The 19,891-nt window shown below is 36.8% G+C and carries 15 protein-coding genes; 8 read left to right on the forward strand and 7 right to left on the reverse strand.

Annotated elements, in window-relative coordinates; genetic code table 11:
• The first annotated feature begins 27 nt into the window (after positions 1-27).
• On the forward strand, positions 28-1,107 hold the full coding sequence (gene fbaA / locus GWI59_RS16730) for a class II fructose-bisphosphate aldolase (protein ID WP_006534914.1): 1,080 nt from the start codon (positions 28-30) through the stop codon (positions 1,105-1,107).
• 167 nt (positions 1,108-1,274) lie between these two features.
• Here the strand turns inward: fbaA and dtpB are convergent, their stop codons facing one another.
• Both dtpB and hpaC read right to left on the reverse strand, forming a co-directional pair.
• Positions 1,275-2,759: a dipeptide/tripeptide permease DtpB gene (gene dtpB / locus GWI59_RS16735; protein ID WP_006534913.1), complete on the reverse strand. Its 1,485-nt coding sequence runs from the start codon at positions 2,757-2,759 to the stop codon at positions 1,275-1,277.
• Between the two features lie 596 nt (positions 2,760-3,355).
• On the reverse strand, positions 3,356-3,874 hold the full coding sequence (hpaC, locus tag GWI59_RS16740; RefSeq protein ID WP_072063575.1) for a 4-hydroxyphenylacetate 3-monooxygenase, reductase component: 519 nt from the start codon (positions 3,872-3,874) through the stop codon (positions 3,356-3,358).
• A gap of 591 nt (positions 3,875-4,465) precedes the next feature.
• Here hpaC and hpaR point away from each other — a divergent pair.
• Positions 4,466-4,903 carry a homoprotocatechuate degradation operon regulator HpaR gene (hpaR, locus tag GWI59_RS16745; protein ID WP_006534911.1) on the forward strand — a complete coding sequence of 146 codons (438 nt, stop codon included), beginning with the start codon at positions 4,466-4,468 and terminating at the stop codon, positions 4,901-4,903.
• A 65-nt stretch (positions 4,904-4,968) separates the two neighbouring features.
• Here hpaR and betT read toward each other — a convergent pair whose 3' ends face one another.
• Positions 4,969-6,975 (reverse strand): choline BCCT transporter BetT, encoded by a 2,007-nt coding sequence (betT, locus tag GWI59_RS16750; RefSeq protein WP_072063574.1) that lies wholly within the window; start codon positions 6,973-6,975, stop codon positions 4,969-4,971.
• Between the two features lie 365 nt (positions 6,976-7,340).
• Entirely contained in the window at positions 7,341-7,910 is a 570-nt protein-coding gene (locus GWI59_RS16755; protein ID WP_006534909.1) for a hypothetical protein, read from the reverse strand.
• Between the two features lie 270 nt (positions 7,911-8,180).
• Between GWI59_RS16755 and GWI59_RS16760 the strand changes: the two genes are divergently transcribed.
• Positions 8,181-8,855, forward strand: coding sequence for a DUF421 domain-containing protein (locus tag GWI59_RS16760; RefSeq protein WP_072063573.1), 675 nt, complete (start codon positions 8,181-8,183; stop codon positions 8,853-8,855).
• 85 nt (positions 8,856-8,940) lie between these two features.
• Here the strand turns inward: GWI59_RS16760 and rnz are convergent, their stop codons facing one another.
• Positions 8,941-9,858, reverse strand: a complete 918-nt coding sequence (gene rnz / locus GWI59_RS16765) for a ribonuclease Z (RefSeq protein ID WP_109847834.1) — start codon at positions 9,856-9,858, stop codon at positions 8,941-8,943.
• A 9-nt stretch (positions 9,859-9,867) separates the two neighbouring features.
• Positions 9,868-11,457, reverse strand: coding sequence for an RNA repair transcriptional activator RtcR (gene rtcR, locus GWI59_RS16770; RefSeq protein WP_109847833.1), 1,590 nt, complete (start codon positions 11,455-11,457; stop codon positions 9,868-9,870).
• Between the two features lie 550 nt (positions 11,458-12,007).
• Here rtcR and GWI59_RS16775 point away from each other — a divergent pair.
• Complete coding sequence (locus tag GWI59_RS16775) at positions 12,008-13,141, forward strand: slipin family protein (protein WP_167426101.1); 1,134 nt, start codon at positions 12,008-12,010, stop codon at positions 13,139-13,141.
• Positions 13,142-13,143: 2 nt separating this feature from the next.
• Positions 13,144-14,367 carry an RtcB family protein gene (locus GWI59_RS16780; RefSeq protein WP_161725132.1) on the forward strand — a complete coding sequence of 408 codons (1,224 nt, stop codon included), beginning with the start codon at positions 13,144-13,146 and terminating at the stop codon, positions 14,365-14,367.
• Positions 14,368-14,800: 433 nt separating this feature from the next.
• On the opposite strand, the gene mrpI is transcribed toward GWI59_RS16780, so the two are convergent.
• Positions 14,801-15,361, reverse strand: a complete 561-nt coding sequence (gene mrpI, locus GWI59_RS16785) for a phase variation DNA invertase MrpI (RefSeq protein ID WP_006534900.1) — start codon at positions 15,359-15,361, stop codon at positions 14,801-14,803.
• A gap of 679 nt (positions 15,362-16,040) precedes the next feature.
• On the opposite strand from mrpI, the gene GWI59_RS16790 reads away from it, so the two are divergent.
• The 3 genes from GWI59_RS16790 to GWI59_RS16800 all read left to right on the forward strand — a co-directional run bounded on the left by GWI59_RS16790 (position 16,041) and on the right by GWI59_RS16800 (position 19,849).
• Complete coding sequence (locus tag GWI59_RS16790) at positions 16,041-16,568, forward strand: fimbrial protein (protein WP_006534899.1); 528 nt, start codon at positions 16,041-16,043, stop codon at positions 16,566-16,568.
• An 83-nt stretch (positions 16,569-16,651) separates the two neighbouring features.
• The gene (locus GWI59_RS16795) at positions 16,652-17,212 is read left to right on the forward strand and encodes a fimbrial protein (RefSeq protein ID WP_109399223.1); all 561 of its coding nucleotides are present in this window, start codon (positions 16,652-16,654) and stop codon (positions 17,210-17,212) included.
• A 21-nt stretch (positions 17,213-17,233) separates the two neighbouring features.
• The gene (locus tag GWI59_RS16800) at positions 17,234-19,849 is read left to right on the forward strand and encodes an outer membrane usher protein (RefSeq protein WP_161671318.1); all 2,616 of its coding nucleotides are present in this window, start codon (positions 17,234-17,236) and stop codon (positions 19,847-19,849) included.
• Positions 19,850-19,891: the final 42 nt, after the last annotated feature.

Consider the following 19,891-nt stretch of genomic DNA (forward strand, 5'->3'; position numbering starts at 1 on the left):
CCTGTTCCAAATATAGGATCTTATTACATGTCTAAAGTTTTTGATTTCGTGAAACCGGGTGTCATCACTGGTGATGATGTACAAAAAGTATTTGCAGTAGCAAAAGAAAATAAATTTGCTCTGCCTGCGGTTAACTGTGTAGGTACTGACTCAATCAATGCTGTGTTAGAAGCTGCTGCGAAAGTTCGTTCTCCTGTTATTGTACAGTTCTCTAACGGTGGTGCTGCATTTATCGCAGGTAAAGGTCTTAAATCTGATGTACCACAGCAAGCTGCTATTTTAGGTGCAATTTCTGGTGCTCATCATGTGCATCAAATGGCTGAATATTATGGTGTTCCTGTTATTCTGCATACTGACCACTGTGCGAAAAAATTATTACCATGGATTGATGGTCTGTTAGATGCAGGTGAAAAACACTATGCTAAAACAGGCAAACCACTGTTCTCTTCTCATATGATTGACTTATCTGAAGAATCATTAGAAGAAAACATCGAAATCTGTGCTAAATATTTAGCGCGTATGGCTAAAATCGATATGACTTTAGAAATCGAATTAGGCTGTACTGGTGGTGAAGAAGATGGTGTTGATAATACAGGTATGGACAGCTCTGCTCTGTATACACAACCAGAAGATGTTGCTTATGCATATGAAAAACTGAGCGCGGTAAGTCCTCGTTTCACTATCGCAGCCTCTTTCGGTAACGTTCACGGTGTTTATAAACCAGGTAACGTTCAATTAACGCCAAAAATTCTGCGTAACTCACAAGACTACGTATCACAGAAATTCAATCTACCACACAATAGCTTAGATTTCGTTTTCCACGGCGGTTCAGGTTCCTCGGCTGAAGAAATCAAAGAAGCTGTTGATTATGGTGTTATCAAAATGAATATCGATACAGATACTCAGTGGGCAACTTGGGATGGTATCTTACAGTTCTACAAAAAGAATGAAGCCTATCTGCAAGGCCAGTTAGGTAACCCAGAAGGTGCTGATAAACCTAACAAGAAATACTACGACCCACGTAACTGGTTGCGTCACGCACAATCATCTATGGTTGTTCGTTTGGAGCAAGCATTTAAAGAACTGAATTCAGTTGATGTTCTGTAATTGATCACTCTTAATGATTAAATTAAACCCGCTTATTTGGCGGGTTTTTTTATATATCAAGAAAAGTGGAAAATCATGGTAACGCTTAAACGAAAGAATGTTTTTTATTGCAAAATAAAAGCGCCTATTAAAAGCGCTTTTATTAATATTTAATTTAGATTGAAAGATTAAGCAACTTTAACGTTTTTGCTTTCTTCTTTCATCATTCGGTTTAGTAGGGGGACTGTTGCCCACATAACCAAGCCCACAATTAAGGTTACTATGCCAATTTTACCAAATACATCGGTATAAATAGGTAAGGTTTGTAGTGGATCTGTAATACCTTCTGGTGCGGCTGTGAACGTCGCTACATAACCCCCTAACAGATAGGCTGTGGCTTGTGTTAAGAACCACATACCTAAAATAAAGCCCATCATGTATTGTGGTACGAATGCAGCAACCATTGCTAAACCTAACGCACTGATCATCAGTTCACCTAAACTCTGGAATAAGTAAACCAGAACGATAAACCAAGGAGATGTTAAGCCTTGAGCATCGGCAAACCACATACCTGATGCTGCCGCTGTAAGAAAACCTAATGAGCATAGAAGCATACCTGCGGTAAACTTCGCTGGCATTGAAAGGTCTTTACCTTTTGCGCCAAAATGACTGTAAGCGATAGCAAGGATTGGGCTAGCAACAATGATCCAGAATGGGTTTAGTGCTTGGAAGCTTACAGGATTAATATCAAAGCCTAAAAGTGTGTGATGAACGTTATGAATAGCAAAAAAGTTCAGTGAAGTTGGCATCTGAGCATACAGAATGTAGAAAACAACTGCTTCTAACATCAGAACAAATGCAACATACATTTTATTACGAGCAACTCTGTCTTTTTGTTTAAAAGCTTCACGGAAATAAATGAAAACAACAATAATGGACAGGCTGACTAAAACGATATTTGCAATCATCACGTTGTGCAGTAACCATGCACAAACAAATACCATCGCAATTGAACCAACAATAACTAATAACAGTTTGTTAAAGCTCATTGGTAAATGGTCTGGTTCAGAACCAATATTGGCAACCATTTTACGACAGAAGAAATAAACTAATAACGCCATGATCAAGCCAATACCACAGATATTATAAGTCAGTGCATATCCGTAACGTTCTGCAAGTACAGGGGCGATAGATAAAGAAATTAATGAGCCGATATTAATCGACATATAAAATAGTGTAAATGCACCATCAAGACGTGGATCTTTAGGTGGATAACATTTTGCTAATAGGCTGGCTGGGTTAGCTTTAAATAAACCATTACCTACCGCGATAGTGCCTAATGCGTAGAAAATTAAATTAGGATACATAATTGACATACCAGTCATAAAATAACCGATAGCCAAGACAATAGCACCTAAAACAATTGTTCGTTTTGTTCCTAATAAGTGGTCACCAACATAACCACCAATAGAAATAAGCCCATAAACCAGCGCAGAGAATGCACCAAAAGTAATGAAAGCCTGTTCTTGAGAGAAACCGAGTTTACTAACAAAATAAACGGCAAGAATACCTTGTACGCCGTAGTAACCAAAACGTTCCCATAATTCTACAAAGAAAATCATAAAGAATGGTTTAGGCTGTTGTAATAAACCGACTTGAGCGGGTTTATCCATATCTGTAATGCCCCTAATTATTATTTATTTTCAACAACGATGTTATTTACTCACATTCACGAGGAATGTTACACGACGGTAACATTATCTGTCGTATTTAGAGTGATGTTTGCAAATTTAAGAAGGTAATCAGCAAGTCGAGTAGACTAATATATTGATGAAATGACTTCTCAAAGGTTGATCACACTGTGGGTAAGATTAATACCAGATTGAAAAAAATATTCATTAGTTTATTTTCAAATAAAGTCATTTAATTGATTTTTTGTATAAAATACAATCAATGGAATTATTATTTGTTTATATTTTAATCTTAGTAAATTAAATAAAGATAAAGGGGAAAGGTAGAGAGAAAATATTTTTGATTATGTGACTGATTGATTCTAGAAAGAAATTTTTTATTATAATTAAAAATTATTCTTTTATAACAAACAGATGTTAATAAATGTTTAATAAGTGTCTAAAAGTTAGCTAATGCTATCCTATTAAATAAGTATTCATTTAATATAAATAAATATTTAATTTTATGGTGTGATTATAGTCAATAAAAACGCCCTTATTAAAAGTGCGTTTTTATCGTGAGGTAAAATAAGTGAAATTTAAGCAGGGATAGGGACTTGTTTATTTTTAACAGAATGGAAACGACGTTTGAAATAAATAAGTCCATCACCATCTTCACGTACTGAAATAGTCTTAATTTCGGTCATATAAACAAAATGAGTACCGATTTGGCGTACATCATGAATATCACCTTCTAGGCAGGCAAGTGCATTTGTTAATACAGGTTGTTGTAATTGTCCATTTTGCCATCCTGGTTGGGTAAAGCGATCTGCCATCGCGAGCCCTGTCATTCCGGCGAAATGACATGCCATTTCTTCTTGCTCATGATTTAATATATTGATGCTTAATTTTCCATTTTCTTGAAAAATAGAGTTCATCTGACTTTTACTATTGATGCAAACCATTACGGTAGGTGGGTTATCAGTAACAGAACATACCGCAGTTGCTGTTAAGCCACAACAACCCGCATCGCCATTTGTTGCCACGATATTGACTGCAGCACCTAAGCTTGCCATTGCATCCCGAAAAAGTGGGTTAGCCTGTTTTTCCTCAGACATTATTTACTCCTACTGCCAGACTTCTCGTCTGTGGGCGTCTTCACTTAAAATAATTTATTAGTTAGATAACTATAAAAATCATCTGACTACTCCGCTAACAAAGTTGTAATGCTATTGCCGGTCTCTTTGTTGCGTTGTTTAAAAGCTGTAACGCTACCGCGCATGAACAAAGATAGCAATCTTTCTTTGTTACAACCCATTAACTTTATCTCAAAAACTGTGAGACAACCTTATCGCTAAGCGACATTATTCCTAATTTAGAAGTAGGATAATAGGCAAATCAAGCTACTTTTTTGGGTTGATAAAGAGATAACACAAATTGCCAATTTATAAAAATTGTGAATAGCTCAAGATGTTGTGGAAGATGAATTTAGCTCTGAAAAGGGGCATGGGTGATAAATTGCAGAAAGGGAAGAAAATTGCAAAAATTGAGTCAACTTTATTTATTTGTTAATATGAATAATTGTAACAATTAGTCTATTCTTAGAATATAGCCATTTATAAACTATAAACAGCGGTATTTTTTCACTGTCTATATTGAGTGATATTTTGTCATTTCACCTATAACACCATATAAAGAGCTTCTTGATTATGCATGAATCATTAACTATCGCGCTATTACAAGCACGGGAATCTGCGATGGGTTTTTTTCGACCTGTTCTCAAAGAGCATAATCTGACAGAACAGCAGTGGCGTATCATTCGTGTACTTGCGGATAAACGTTCTATTGATTTCCACGAATTAGCGCAAAAATCGTGTATTCTTCGACCAAGTCTAACGGGTATTCTTATTAGAATGGAAAGAGACGAGCTAATTTGTCGTTTAAAACCGATAAGTGACCAACGTAAACTTTTTGTTTCACTTTCTGCTAATGGGCAAAGTTTATACGATAAAATTCAGCCTAAAATTGAAGAAGGTTATCAATTACTTGAGCAAAAGTTTTCGACTGAAAAACTACAACGGTTATCCGGATTATTAAAAGAGCTGATTGCACTTAACTTAGATGATATTGAACAATCAGAGAAATAAATTATTTGATAAGAAAAAAGGAGATGTCATAGCATCTCCTTTTTGTTGCTGTCATGCAGATAAAATTATTGCTTACCTAATACATGCAAGAAGTGAATGTGTTTTTCATACTGATCAAGAATATCGTGAATGATTTGTTCTTTCGTCCAACCCATTACATCATAATCTTGCCCACCTTCTTTTAAATGAATTTCAGCACGATAATATTTATGCTCTTCGTCTCTTTCTTCATCACTTAATCCTGCTAAAGCAAAGGCCGGTTGAGTATAAAAACGCAGGCGAACTTCATAGAAGAAATTCATGTCATCGCCTAAATCGACTTCGAAGCCAATGCGATCATCTTCTTCGTTATGGATATAGCATTGTGTTGCTTGTTTACTTAACTCAGCAGAGACCATTTCCATTGAGGGTTGAATGACTTCATCCATAAAACGTTTTACATGAGAGCGTTTAGGAAAATAGGCAATATTTCTTAAACGACGTTGCCAAGGGATTGGATTACGACTGGCTGGTGGTGCAATCGTAGTTAACTGTTGACTATCACGTTTATATACATCCACTCGCAATGCTTTTATCAGTCCATAAATAGAAGCAAGCAATACTATTGAGAAGGGGAGTGCACTTGCAATAGTTACTGTTTGTAGTGCAGTCAAACCACCCGCTAATAATAAAGTAATTGCAGAGATACCCATTAAGGCAGCCCAGAAAATACGTTGCCATACTGGCGTTTCGCTATCACCGCCAGAAGCTAAAGTATCAACAACCATAGCGCCTGAGTCTGCTGAAGTCACAAAGAAGACGATTACCATCAACATCGCAACGAAGGATAAAACAGACGAGAATGGGAAATAATTTAAGAACTCAAATAAAGCCAATGACACATCTTGTTGTACGATATTGGCGAGGACTTCTGCACCTTTATCTTTGATTAAATGGATCGCAGTGTTACCAAAAACGGTCATCCAAAGTAAAGTGAAGCCAGCGGGAACAAACAGGACACCGACAACAAACTCACGAATAGTACGGCCTCGAGAAATGCGGGCAATAAACATCCCTACAAATGGAGACCATGATAACCACCATCCCCAATAAAGCAGTGTCCATCCCCCTAACCAATCACTCGATTTGGGTTCATATGCGTAAAGATTAAAAGTTTTACTGACAATTTCGGATAGATATCCCCCCGTATTTTCAACAAATGATTTTAATATCAATACGGTTGGGCCGAGAGTAATGACTAATAAAAGAAGAATAACCGCCAATCCTAAGTTAAGTTCAGATAAAAAGCGGATCCCTTTCTCTAACCCAGATACAACAGAAATGGTTGCAAGCCCTGTTATCACTACAATCAATATTACTTGAATGGTTGGATTAATTGGTACATTAAAGAGGTGATTTAAACCCGCATTAACTTGCAGAACACCAAAGCCAAGGGAGGTTGCGACACCAAATACGGTTCCCATCACAGCGAAAATATCAACAGCATGACCAATTGGGCCATATATGCGATCACCAATAATTGGATAAAGTGCAGAGCGTAGTGTTAACGGTAAACCATGGCGATAAGAGAAGAAAGCTAAGATCAATGCGACAATGGCGTAAATTGCCCATGCATGTAATCCCCAGTGGAAAAAGGTTAATCGCATCGCTTCTTTCGCGGCTTCTACGGTTTGAGCTTCGCCAGTCGGAGGCATTAGGTAATGCATAACAGGTTCGGCAACACCAAAGAACATTAAGCCGATCCCCATACCTGCTGAAAAGAGCATGGCAAACCAAGCAAAGTAACTAAAGTGAGGGCGAGCATGATCAGGCCCTAACTTGATTTCACCAAAGCGGGAAAGCCCTAAATAAGTCACACTCAGCAAAACCAATGCAACGGCTAGAATGTAGAACCAGCTCGCGTTTCTGAAGAGATTTTCCTGAAGATGACCTAATTTATCATTAGCTAACTCAGGAAATAACGCAGAGAAACCAACGACCAGTAAAATTAACAACGCTGATGTATAAAAAACGGGAGGATTAATTTTCATCCTAACTTTTTTTTGAGGGGTTATATCGTTTTGTTGACTCATAGTTAACCTATTTATAGTTATTTTCTTAGAAAGAGACTTTTCGCTACCCATTATCTGATTGCTTGTATTACCAGAAAAGAAAAGTTCATAAGAAAATTTGAATAAAACACAAAATTGGATAAATGTTTTATAAAAGAACGGAAGTAAATTATTTTTTCCGCAAGATGAAGAAAAATACAATTAAATCAATTTATTAATAACTTTATATTCTAGATGCTTTCGCTCTTTAATAGGTTTCTCCTGTTGAAAAAAGGAGAACATGGTTACATTTTTTGCTTAAACGATCAACCCTTGGCTTTTTTTTATACAAAAAAAGCCAGTGAAAGTTCACTGGCTCTCAATTCATCAAAAAAACTGAAATCGGATTATTTGTTTTCAGTTTTTAAATCATCAATTTTTTGTTTGGCTTGATCAGTTAATTGATCCGCTTTATCAATTGCTTTATTTTCAGTCTCTTGAGCTTGTTGTTTTACATCATCGCTGGTTTTTGACGCGTCACCTTTCAGTTGATCAATCTTTTTATCTGTTTCTTGCATCAGGTTATCTGCTGCTTTGCTTGCATCTTGTTTTAGCTCTGCGGCTTTTTCAGATAATTTATTACTTTCAGCTTCTAGGCTTTGCTTTATTTCTTCAGCTTTGTTAGCACTCGCATCTTTTAACTCAGCGGCTTTTTGTTCAGCTTTATCTTTTAGCTCTTGAGCTTGTTGTGTCAATTCATCTGATTTTGCTGATGCATTTTCTTTCAAGTCGGCAGCTTTATCTTTGGCTTGTTCAGTCAATTCATTGGCTTTATCTTGCGCTGTTTCAGTGACTTGAGTAGCGGTTTCTTTTGCTTTATCAATGCTATCATCGACTTTCTTAGATGAATCATCACAACCTGCTGTAATAGTGACAAGACCCGCTAGAACCAATGAAGTAAGTAGTTTTTTATTCATTTTTTTCTCCAAAATGTGAGTTTAAAAACAATTCAGTGAAATCCCGCGTAAGAAATAGAAAAGGCGAGAAGCTATTGAGTTCTGAATCCGAATAAGATTTTACGGATAAGCTATCCTAATAAGTATAGTATGAGTCTTAAAATCAACAAACCTAAGTATATTAAGTGTTTTTTCTTAGTCAAATATCATCAAAAATAATTTAAATTTTTATCTAGGTGAGATTTTCTGCTTTATAATAAGTGCAGAAGTTATTGGAAATGTGAGACAAAAATGGAATATTACTTTCTGGTTATTATTAAATTTATTATTGGTTTTACTATCATATTAGCCCATATGAATTTATCGGGTAAAACACAACTCTCTCAATTAACACCTATTGATTTTATTGGCAATTTTGTCCTTGGTGGCATTATGGGAGGGGTAATTTATACCGATGCAATCCCTCTTTATCAATATATTATCGTCTTTTTAATTGGTGTCTGTTTTATCTCTTTGCTTAATTATATTAGTAAGCGATTCAACTTTTTCCGTGCGGTGACGATTGGCAATCCTATTCCTATTATAAAGAACGGCGAGTTTATAATGGAAAACATCATGGAGAAAAAGAATAAAATAGATATTTTAAACATAACGTCTCGTCTTCATGCTCAAGGTATTCATTCGTTTCAAGAGGTCAATTATGCGCAAATTGAACCTGATGGACAAATTACGGTAGTGTGTGACGGTGCTAAAATGCCATCCTTGATAGTGATGAAAGATGGCGTTATCCGTACTTCAGAATTAGTACAAATAGAAAAAGATGAAGCATGGTTACAAGAAGAAATGAAAAACCAGCATATTGATAAGCCTGAAGATGTTTTTTTAGCTGAATTTTGGGATGGGAAAGTGAATTTTATTTTGCAAGATGGCAAGATAAAACGTACCGCACCACTGCAGAATAATTAATTAAAATACAAATCGATGATTAGGTGAATGCTGTAGAGTAACAATGGCGACATAATGTCGCTATTGTTACTTTCTAGTCGTAGAACTATAACTTAAACACAGCAAAATCAGACGCAATTTCAGTATGGCTAAAAACGTGTTGGCATTCATTGAGTAACTCAACGCACTCTTCGGGTAAATAGCGGCTACTAAGATGGGTAATAATCAACTTTTTGACATTAGCGTCTTTTGCTAATGTTGCAGCTTGTACTGTAGTTGAATGCCCGCGACTATTGGCTTGTTCTGCCATTTCATGCTTAAACGTTGCTTCATGCACAATAACATCTGCATTATTTGCTAGTTTTAATGCATCCGGAGTGGGTTGTGTATCACCAAAAATAGCAATACAGCGTCCTTTTATTTCAGGGCCGATATATTCTTGGCCATCAATGACTCTGCCATCGGGCAACGTAATAGTTTTGCCTTGTTTTAACTCTTGTAACCAAGGGCCGGTCGGAATATTTTCAGCTTTTAGCTTCTGAGCATCGAGTTTACCGGGGCTATTTTCTTCTTCTAAGCGATAGCCAAAACAAGGTACTGGATGAGAAAGCGCTTCACAACTGACTTTCATTCCTTCTTCTTCAAACAGAAAACCAGCTTCGTCAATCTCAATAATATTAATAGGGTAAGTTAAATAGGATTGACTTAATGTCAGCGCTGTTTCTATAAAAGCTTTTATACCCGTAGGGCCATACACTGTTAAAAGTGTTTCTGTTCCCCCCATTGAGCGACTACAAAGTAATCCTGGTAAACCAAAAATATGATCGCCATGCAAATGGGTAATAAAAATTTTATTTAAACGCGGTAGTTTCACGCGGGTATGCAGTATCTGATGTTGTGTCGCTTCACCACAATCGAACATCCACATACTTTTTTGTTTATTTTGTAAATCAAGCACCATACTTGTGACGTTCCGATCTTTAGAAGGAACACCAGCATTAGTGCCTAAAAAAATGAGCTCCATAATGAAATATTATTCTCCATGTTGAATTTGTTCCCAGCTTAAATCAAATTTCGCAAGGTATTTGCGTAGGCGATCGGCATCGTTGGGCTGTTTTTTATTTTGTCTTGATACTGCGAAAAGTTTTCTACCGGCTTCTGAGAGAGTTGATGATTGCTGGCAAGTTTTGATAACCGTATTCAGTTGGCTGAGATCGAAAAGATCGATATCCTGATCTTTTAATAAAGAAGAAGTTATTCCCCAATTTTGTCTTAAACGGCTAATTTCTTCCTCAACAAGTGCTAGAGTAATACGACCATTTTCGGCAAGTGTTGCCATTCGCGTTATACTAGCACTAAGTTCACGAAAATTACCACGCCATAATGCCTGTTCAGATGTGGCAAACCGAATATAGTGAGATTTCGCATCAGAGTTAAAACGGATTACCTTTTGATGGCGTTTTGTAAAGTGATGCAATTCATAATCGATATTAGGCTCAATATCCTCTTTACGATCGGCTAGACCAGGTAGTGAAAAAGACCATAAGTTGATCCTTGCATAGAGATCTTCACGAAAAAGTCCTTTTGCAATTTGCTTGTCCATATCACGATGTGTTCCTGCGATTAGCTGAAAATCACTTTGTACCTCAGTATCTGAACCATAAGGATAAAAAGATTTTTCTTCTATTGCTTTAAGTAGCATCGCTTGCTCATCAAGTCCTAATTCTGCAATTTCATCAAGAAATAAAATCCCTTTATCTGCTTCTCTTAATAAGCCATGTCTGGCTTGTAATGCCCCTGTAAATGCACCTTTTACATGTCCAAATAAAGTGGACATCGCATTGTCTCCTCGCAAAGTGGCGCAGTTAACAGCGATAAAACGCCCTTTTACAAAATGGCGTGATTGTCGTAATTCATAAATACGTTGAGCAAGAAATGATTTTCCAGCACCAGTGGGACCAGTTAATAGAATAGGAGCAAAAGAGCGCAATGCGACTCGTTCAATCTGAGCAATTAAAGTATTGAAGCGTTCATTACGTGTGGCAATCCCCGATTTTAAAAAAGAGAGTGACTCATTATGGTAGTGCTCAAACCGGCTCGTTAATTTTGTATAACGACTTAAATCAAGGTCAATAATGGCATAACTGCCCGTAGCTGACTGTATGGTTTTCACACCGTCTTTATTTTCTATTTTAGATGTGGGTGAGGTTTGTAATAGTTTTGCTGGCAAGTAGTGTGCTTCTGTCAGTAGAAACCAACAAATTTGAGCAATATGTGTTCCCGTTGTGATATGCACATAATATTCTTCATTTTCAGTATCAAATGGATAATTCACGGCAAAATCAAGAAAATGGCTGTAAACTTCTTCAAGATCCCACGGATCACAAATATCAATTTCATAAGGCCACACCTCAGTATCAGGTGAAATGGTATGAATATCTTCAGTGATTTTTGACGCTAACATTGAATCATTAGGCTGGTGGATCATCACTAATCGGCTAACAGGAAAATCCTTTTGATGACAAATGGAAATAGTTGGGCGCCATGAATTCCACCTTTTATGGCTTTTACCTCTTTTATCTAATGTTGTGCCTAAAACACCAATCACTACTTTGCGTTTCATTAAGTTATCCCTACTTATTTTTTATCTATTTTTATAAATATATAGATAAAAAGATAGGGTTCTGTTGTTTTTAATTTAATGGGTAAATATCTAAAAATAACACTAAAAATAATTTAATTAATAAAAACAATGAATTAAAAATATTTTTGGTGTTTTTTTAAAACTTGGCACGATATTGGCAATGTTATTACTGTCTTGAGCAGATTTTAAATCTGGTAGGCACATAAAGAACACTCTGTCGTGTTATCTAAATGTGTTCCTCCACATCGAGACTCTGTAGGTGAAGAGGGTTATTTTCAGGTTCGATTCCTGACACCAAAACCATTACAAATCCAAATGTAAAATTAAATAAAAAAATCGTTGTGACAGCTGCACCGTCACCTTACTTATCCACCAGCAACTGAGCTGGATTGATAGCAGAAGAAGAGACAAACAAAGTATCGTTCCTCTCTTGTTTTCCTTTCAGTTTCGCAAAGCTTGCCCGTGGAAAAGTAAGTCACGATAAATTGCACTATATAAAGAAGAATAAAAGAAGAAGGAACGAAAAATGATAAAAACAACAATAGTGGTAAAACAGGGGCAGTTAGCACTTTTAAAGAAAAAAGATGAGTACATTGATGTGCTAACAGCAGGTGAGCATAAGTTTTTTGATTTTGGGCGTCAGCTCAGTGTAGATCTCTTCCCTTTAAATGGGGGGGCATTAGAAAGCGAGAAAGCCGAATTTTTACGTCAATATTATCCTAAATGGGTAGCTGAGTATGGTTTTGATATTGTGTTATCGGATGAAGAGATTGGCCTTTTATATGAAAACGGCTCTTTAAAAGAGATCTTAGCACCAGGAACACGACGTTTATATTGGCGTTATGCCGACCGTTCTCTAGAAATAGTATCTATCGATGAACTTGAAGTATCTTCAATGTTGATGAAAAAACTCCAGCATCCTAAATTACGAAATCAAGTCATAAAAGGAAGTGAAGGGATCCTCAATGTGGATATTCCTGCTTGGCATAATGGTGTTATTCGGATCAATGGGGAAACACAAGCGTTATTGCCACCGGGATTAAAAGGCTATTGGCGTTATCAGCATAAAGTGGATGTTGAAGTAGTCGATATGCGTTTACAAACACTGGATGTGAGTGGACAGGAGATCTTAACAAAAGACAAAGTGACACTGCGTATTAATTTATCGGCTAACTGGCGTTATAGCGACGTACTTTTAGCATATCAACAATTAGCTTCACCATTGGAGTTTTTATATAAAGAGTTGCAATTTGCTTTACGCGAAGCAGTAGGAACAAGAACGCTGGATGAATTATTAGAAAATAAAAGCCTGATAGATAGTTTAGTCAGTGAAAAAATCAGTGAAGTCACTCAAGGATATGGTATTGAAGTGGCTTCATTAGGGGTAAAAGATATTGTTTTACCGGGTGAAATGAAAACGATTTTAGCGCAAGTGGTTGAGGCAGAAAAATCAGCTCAGGCTAATGTTATTCGTCGAAGAGAAGAAACATCCGCAACGCGTTCTCTATTAAATACGGCAAAAGTGATGGAAAACAATCCTGTAGCCTTACGGTTAAAAGAGCTAGAAACCGTAGAACGTATTGCAGAACGTATTGATAAGATTTCCGTTTATGGCGGTTTAGACCAAGTATTAAACGGGTTAGTACAAATTAAAGGAGCATAAGCATGATATTGGATCACCAAATAGTAAAAGAAGTAGGGACTGCTGAAATTAAAATGTGGACAAATGGTGTGCCTGTTGAGGCTGATGCTCTAAAGCAGCTTATCAATACCGCTAAGATGCCTTTTATCTTTAAACATATGGCGGTCATGCCTGATGTTCACTTAGGAAAAGGTTCAACAATAGGCAGTGTTATCCCAACCCAAGGTGCGATTATTCCGGCAGCTGTTGGTGTGGATATCGGTTGTGGAATGATAGCGGTGAAAACATCATTACACGCAAATGATCTGCCTGATAATTTATTTGCCATAAGAACGGCAATAGAAAGAGCAGTACCTCATGGAAGAACAAGTTATCAATCAGGGAACGATCGTGGTTCATGGAAGAACCCGCCTAAACTTGTTGATCAGCATTGGCAACAACTTGAAGGGCGTTTTAAGGTGTTAACTGATAAGTACCCACGTTTGCGAAATACGAATAACTATCATCATCTTGGAACATTAGGAACAGGGAATCACTTTATCGAGTTGTGCCTTGATGAATCAGATAATGTTTGGGTCATGTTACATAGTGGCTCTCGTGGCGTCGGTAATGCTATCGGTACGCTATTTATACAAATGGCACAAGAAGATATGAGGGAACATATCGCTAACTTGCCAGATAGAAACTTAGCATATTTAAGAGAAGGGACACTTTTCTATGATGACTATATAGAAGCCGTAGAATGGGCACAGGATTTTGCCCGACATAACCGTGAAATTATGATGGAACACGTGTTGGCGGCATTATCAACACAAATAGCTAAGCCTTTTACAACACAACAACAGGCGGTAAATTGCCACCATAATTATGTGCAAAAGGAAATGCACTTTGGTGAAGAAGTGCTGGTGACTCGAAAAGGCGCTGTTTCGGCTCAAAAAGGTGAAATGGGAATAATCCCTGGCTCAATGGGCGCTAAAAGTTTTATTGTGAGAGGAAAAGGAAATGCTGAAAGTTTCTGTTCATGTAGTCATGGTGCAGGACGCGTAATGAGTCGAACAGCAGCGAAAAAAACCTTTAGTGTTGAAGACCAAATGAGAGCAACTGCACATGTGGAATGTCGAAAAGATAAAGATGTGATTGATGAAATTCCCATGGCTTATAAGGATATTGATGCGGTTATGAAGGCGCAGTTATCACTTGTTGAGATAGTTCATACACTACGACAGGTTGTTTGTGTAAAAGGATAATGGTGTTTTTAAGGTAATTCATAACTATCCCCTAACGATAACGCTGGGGATAGTGAGATATGAAAGCGTGTGTATGGTATGCAAATGAATATAAGTTAAAGAATTAAAGTTACCTTTAAATTAAGTCATTATTTCTCGCTCAAAATTTGAACGATAAATGTTTAGTATTATTAATAAATAATTACTAATATCAAACTTATTACTAACCAATAAAGATAATCAAAAAAAGAATACCTATATTAAGTCATTTCATAATTGAAAAGTAATTATTAATAATCTATTAATATCTATAATCGCAGTTATTTATTTTAGTATAAAACAATTCCTAATTTTATTAATTATATAAAAATTAACTTTATTCTTATTGAAAAAATATAGCTTATTCTATTTAGAGTATTAATCCTCATTGTATATATTAATAAAAAAGTAATTGTTAATTTATTGCATCCCAAATGTGAAAAAAACGTTTTGAATTACTTGCAGTATAGATAACAGTATGTGAAATATTACGATGTCCTAAATAATCTTGAATTAGACGTGTATCTCGCCCCAAATCAGCTAAGGCATAGCCACACGCATGGCGTAGCATATGAGGGTGAGGAATAATAGATACATTAGCTTTTTTACCTAAACGGCGAAGTAATCCATAAACTTGTTGACGCGAAATTGGGCCTGTTTTTTGAGATAAAAACACCCATTCAGAATCAGCTTCTCTCCATGTTTCCCGTTTTTTCAACCAGTTAACTAACGCTTCATACTCATCTTCTATAATTGGTTGTGTTGTAGATAGCCCTCCTTTCAAACGTCTGACATAGAGTATCCTACTTTCCAAATCAATATCGCTGAGGGTTAACTTACATAACTCACTAACGCGAAATCCATGTAAAAAACACATTAAAAACATGCAGTAATCTCTTTCTGGATACCGTCCTTCCTTTGCTTGTTTCAAAATAGAATTGATCTCAAAACGTGTAAGAAACTTGCGTTGCTTCATTTTTCATAACCTTTTCAATGAGATAACAAGGAACAAAAGTCAATTGTTGCATAACTATAACAAGTAATATGCATCAATAAAGGATTATATTTTTTTTATGCTTTCACTTTTACTTGTTCATTTTAAACAAGTTTATCGAAAGATTATTAATTTTTGAAAAATAAAAGCTATTGATTGAAAAAGTGAAAAATAAATAAAGAGAGGAATTCAGACATCTTTAGAGAAATAAACAGAATACACCAAATTGTTTACTATTATTCTCTGGCTTCGCACTTAAGTCAAATTTAATATTAACTATATATCTTACTTTAATTAACATATTGATATTTATCATTATTTTAAAAAACAAACATGATTGGTTACTTTGTTTAAAATCCTGAAATAAATTTTTTTACTTTTTTCACAAATTATAGTATTTGCACTTAGAATTATAAACTCTTTTTTTTGATATTTAAAGAAAGATCATCTAAATAAGTCTAGTTTCGAGATGAAAATTTTTAACAAAACAATTTGGTGTATTTTGTTTTGTTTCTAACGATATTTAATTGCGTTTAGGACAGGCATCAATATACCAAAATTCAAAAACTCAATAAATGAGTCATTCAATTAGGAATAATTCAATCCTAATGAATTTATTATTTTTAATGTCTTCATCCTTTATATTTTAGGAAACAAAAAGATGAAATTAAATAAATTAGCGTTAGTTCTTGGCTTAGGTTTATCTGTTGCTGCAGGTTCTGCATTTGCTGCTGATCAAGGTCACGGTACTGTTAAATTTGTTGGTTCAATTATTGATGCACCTTGTTCTATTCATCCTGATTCAGAAAATCAAACTGTTCCATTAGGTCAAATTTCTACAGCTGCATTAAAAGATGGTGGCCGTAGTAATTCTCGTGATTTTAAAATCACTTTAGAGAATTGCACAACAGAAACTTATAAAACTGTTCAAACAACTTTCACTGGTTCAGAAGATGCAGACATCTTAGCAGGCTCTTTAGGTATTGAAGGTATCGCTAAAAATGCTGCTGTTGTTATCACCGATGCAGGTGGTAAACAAATCAAATTAGGTACACCAAGTGCTGCTCAAACATTACGTGATGGTAATAACGATCTGAACTTTGCTGCTTACTTACAAGGTTCTTCTGCTGCAGCCGCTGTTCCTGGTGACTTCACTGCAATCGCAACTTTCGCACTGACTTATCAGTAAGAAAAAATAAGTTCTGTACAAGGATGTACAGAGCTTTATTTCCTGTGTCTATTTTTAACGATTTTTTTCTTACGGAGAAAAATATGAATCGCAAGATGACACCACTATGGCTAAGCCTTATTGCCAGCTTACTGATGACAACAGCAGTAGCGAGTGATGTAAAACAAGATAAAAACATGCATCAGCGATTTGGGGTACTTAATCTTTCAGGCTCGATCTTAGAACCATCTTGCACGATTGCAGCAGGAAGTGGTGAACAAGTTATTCCACTGACAATCGTTTCTATTCCAATGCTAGTAACTGAAGGGCAAGGACCTATTGAGTATTTTTCTATCAGATTAACGGAATGTACGCTAATTGAACAAAAAGGTCAGGAAGCGGACAACCCTCGTTTTATTGCAACGTTTGAAGGTCCCTCTAGCGAGAATGGTAATTTTGCACTTTTTGGTGAAGCAAAAGGTGCGTCATTAGCGATAGCTGATCGTTATGGTAGGAGAGCAATTCCAGGTAAGCCATTACCTCCTGTTGGTATTGATTCCAAATCAATGGCGTTACTTTACCAAGCGCGAATAGTCAAAAATAACGAAATACCCAAAGCTGGAAATTACAGAACAACGCTGCGATTTAAGCTGGAATATTATTAAATGGATCGGGTTGGATAACTTATGGTTAGAACATTCAAAACCGTTGGTTTAGGGACGGAAAAAAAGAAAAAACAACATACTATTCGGCCTGTTGCTGTACTGATCTATTTAATTATTACTGGCATTTCCGGTATTTCAAGTTCAGCTTTAGCAAATAGTGATATTGAATTTAATGCCGATATTTTGGATCTAAAAGATAAGCAAAATATCGACTTATCAGATTTCTCTCGTGCTGGCTATATTATGCCCGGCCGATATGAATTTGTTGTTCGCGTAAATAATAATGAACTTCCTGAACTTTACAACATTAACTATGTTGTACCAGCCAATGATCCCAAAGGCAGTGAGGCTTGCTTACCGCCAGAATTGATCCATCAAATAGGGCTCAAACCTGAATGGGCTGAAAAAGTTAAATATCAAGATAATGGAAGTTGTCTTGATATCTCTTCTATTCCCGGAATGACGGTAAATGCAAGTCTGGGAAATGGCAATCTTATTCTTACGATCCCTCAAGCGTATCTTGAATATTCGGCACCAAACTGGGATCCACCTTCTCGGTGGGATCATGGTATCTCAGGAGTACTGTTTGACTATAACGTTAATGCTAATGTGACCGATCCCGCTAATGGAAAACAGCGCCAACAAGTTACAGGCTTAGGAACCGTGGGAGCAAACCTTGGTGTTTGGCGTTTCCGTGCCGATTGGCAAGCAAGTTATCAGCATACAACGGGGCTTCCTGATAGCACTGAAAATAGTTGGAAATGGAATCAGCTTTATCTTTATAGAGCAATCACGCAATTAGGGGCTCGCCTAGTGATGGGGGAGACTTACTCACGTTCTGATATTTTCGATAACTTCCGTTTTACTGGGGTTAACTTGTCTACGGATGACAATATGCTGCCACCTAACTTAAGAGGATATGCCCCTGAAGTAACGGGTGTGGCAAAAACGAATGCGAAAGTGACAATTAGTCAGCAAGGCCGTGTGATCTATGAAACTCAGGTTGCTCCAGGACCGTTTCGCATTCAAGACATCAATGATGCAGTGAGTGGCAAATTAGATGTACGTATTGAAGAGCAAGATGGATCTGTTCAAGAATTCCAAATGGATACAGCAAGTATTCCTTATTTAACACGTCCTGGCCGAGTGCAATATAAATTATCTGCGGGTAAACCGTCGGATATGGACCGTAATATGGAAGGTCCTATTTTTGGTATGGGTGAATTCTCATGGGGGATCAGTAACGGTTGGTCACTTTATGGTGGTTCATTAGTCTCGGGCGATTATAACTCGGTTTCTGCAGGTATTGGTCGTGACCTAATGGTGCTGGGGGCTATCTCTTTTGATGCGACACATTCTTGGGCCAAAATACCAAATGATAACAAGCGTTATCACGGTGGTTCTTATCGCTTAAGTTACTCAAAACGTTTTGAACAAATAAATAGCCAAGTGACGTTCGCAGGCTATCGATTCTCTGAACGTGACTTTATGAGTATGAATCAATATTTAGATCGCCGTTATCGTGACGGTGAAGAAGATAACAATAAAGAGCTTTATACCATTATGTTTAGTAAGCAGTTCCCTGAATGGGGATTGAGTGCTTACTTAAACTATAGTCATCAGACTTATTGGAATAAGCCTAATAACGATAACTATAACTTGTCATTAGCTAAAACGATGGATATTGGTAGCTTTAAAAATATCAACCTTAGTCTGTCGGCGTTTCGCAATAAATTCAATGGCACCAATGATAATGGTGTTTATATGAATGTCAGCATGCCTTGGAGCGATCGTGCAACCATTAGCTACAACACGGTGATTAATAAACACGGTAATTCACATAATGTCAGTTATTACGATCGTATTGATGACAATAGTAGCTATCGTGTTGGTGCTGGTTTAAGCAGTAACGGTAAACCATCTGCAGATGCCTATATCATGCATTATGCTGATGCTGCATTGGTCACTGCTAGTGCGAGCCATATTAATGGTGAATACACATCAGCGACATTATCACTACAAGGTGGGGCAACTTTAACACCAAAAGGTGGTGCATTACACCGTACAAGTCGTACTGGTAGTACCCGTTTACTGGTTGATACTGATGGTATTTCAGATGTACCAGTGAAAAGTATCGGCGCGATTACTCGTACTAATGCTTTTGGTAAAGCGGTACTGCCTGATATCAATGATTATTACCGTAGTAGTGCCAGCATCGACCTTGATCAGATGCCTGATAACGCTGAAGCATTACGCTCAATTCAGCAACTTACCCTAACAGAAGGCGCAATAGGCTACCGTCACTTTGATGTGATATCGGGACAAAAAGCCATGGCTGTCATTCGCTTACAAGATGGAACTTATCCGCCATTTGGTGCCAGTGTCACAACCGAGAAAGGGCGTGAGCTTGGTATTGTCAATGATGGAGGGAATGTCTATCTGACTGGGATTAACAGTGATGATGTATTGAGTGTACGTTGGAATGGGCAAGATCAGTGCAAAGTCCGTATACCAACATTAGTTGAAGGGGTATTTATGTCTTCATTATTACTGACTTGTAGTGATGGTGAATCAACACCTTCGACAATTAATCAAAGAACAGAGCCCTTACCTAAACCTCAACTGATTACGAAATAAGGTTAGGAAAGAAGGGAAAGATAAAAATAATTTCAGACAAAA

The organism is Proteus sp. G2673, assembly GCF_009915125.1.
Taxonomy (GTDB): domain Bacteria; phylum Pseudomonadota; class Gammaproteobacteria; order Enterobacterales; family Enterobacteriaceae; genus Proteus; species Proteus penneri.

Coding starts and splice junctions, on each gene's coding strand:
- GWI59_RS16760 (WP_072063573.1), top strand. CDS start 8,181: ATGGAATATTACTTTCTGGTTATTATTAAATTTATTATTGGTTTTACT.
- GWI59_RS16800 (WP_161671318.1), top strand. CDS start 17,234: ATGGTTAGAACATTCAAAACCGTTGGTTTAGGGACGGAAAAAAAGAAA.
- rtcR (WP_109847833.1), bottom strand. CDS start 11,457: ATGAAACGCAAAGTAGTGATTGGTGTTTTAGGCACAACATTAGATAAA.
- hpaC (WP_072063575.1), bottom strand. CDS start 3,874: ATGTCTGAGGAAAAACAGGCTAACCCACTTTTTCGGGATGCAATGGCA.
- GWI59_RS16755 (WP_006534909.1), bottom strand. CDS start 7,910: ATGAATAAAAAACTACTTACTTCATTGGTTCTAGCGGGTCTTGTCACT.
- mrpI (WP_006534900.1), bottom strand. CDS start 15,361: ATGAAGCAACGCAAGTTTCTTACACGTTTTGAGATCAATTCTATTTTG.
- fbaA (WP_006534914.1), top strand. CDS start 28: ATGTCTAAAGTTTTTGATTTCGTGAAACCGGGTGTCATCACTGGTGAT.
- betT (WP_072063574.1), bottom strand. CDS start 6,975: ATGAGTCAACAAAACGATATAACCCCTCAAAAAAAAGTTAGGATGAAA.
- dtpB (WP_006534913.1), bottom strand. CDS start 2,759: ATGGATAAACCCGCTCAAGTCGGTTTATTACAACAGCCTAAACCATTC.
- hpaR (WP_006534911.1), top strand. CDS start 4,466: ATGCATGAATCATTAACTATCGCGCTATTACAAGCACGGGAATCTGCG.
- rnz (WP_109847834.1), bottom strand. CDS start 9,858: ATGGAGCTCATTTTTTTAGGCACTAATGCTGGTGTTCCTTCTAAAGAT.
- GWI59_RS16780 (WP_161725132.1), top strand. CDS start 13,144: ATGATATTGGATCACCAAATAGTAAAAGAAGTAGGGACTGCTGAAATT.
- GWI59_RS16795 (WP_109399223.1), top strand. CDS start 16,652: ATGAATCGCAAGATGACACCACTATGGCTAAGCCTTATTGCCAGCTTA.
- GWI59_RS16790 (WP_006534899.1), top strand. CDS start 16,041: ATGAAATTAAATAAATTAGCGTTAGTTCTTGGCTTAGGTTTATCTGTT.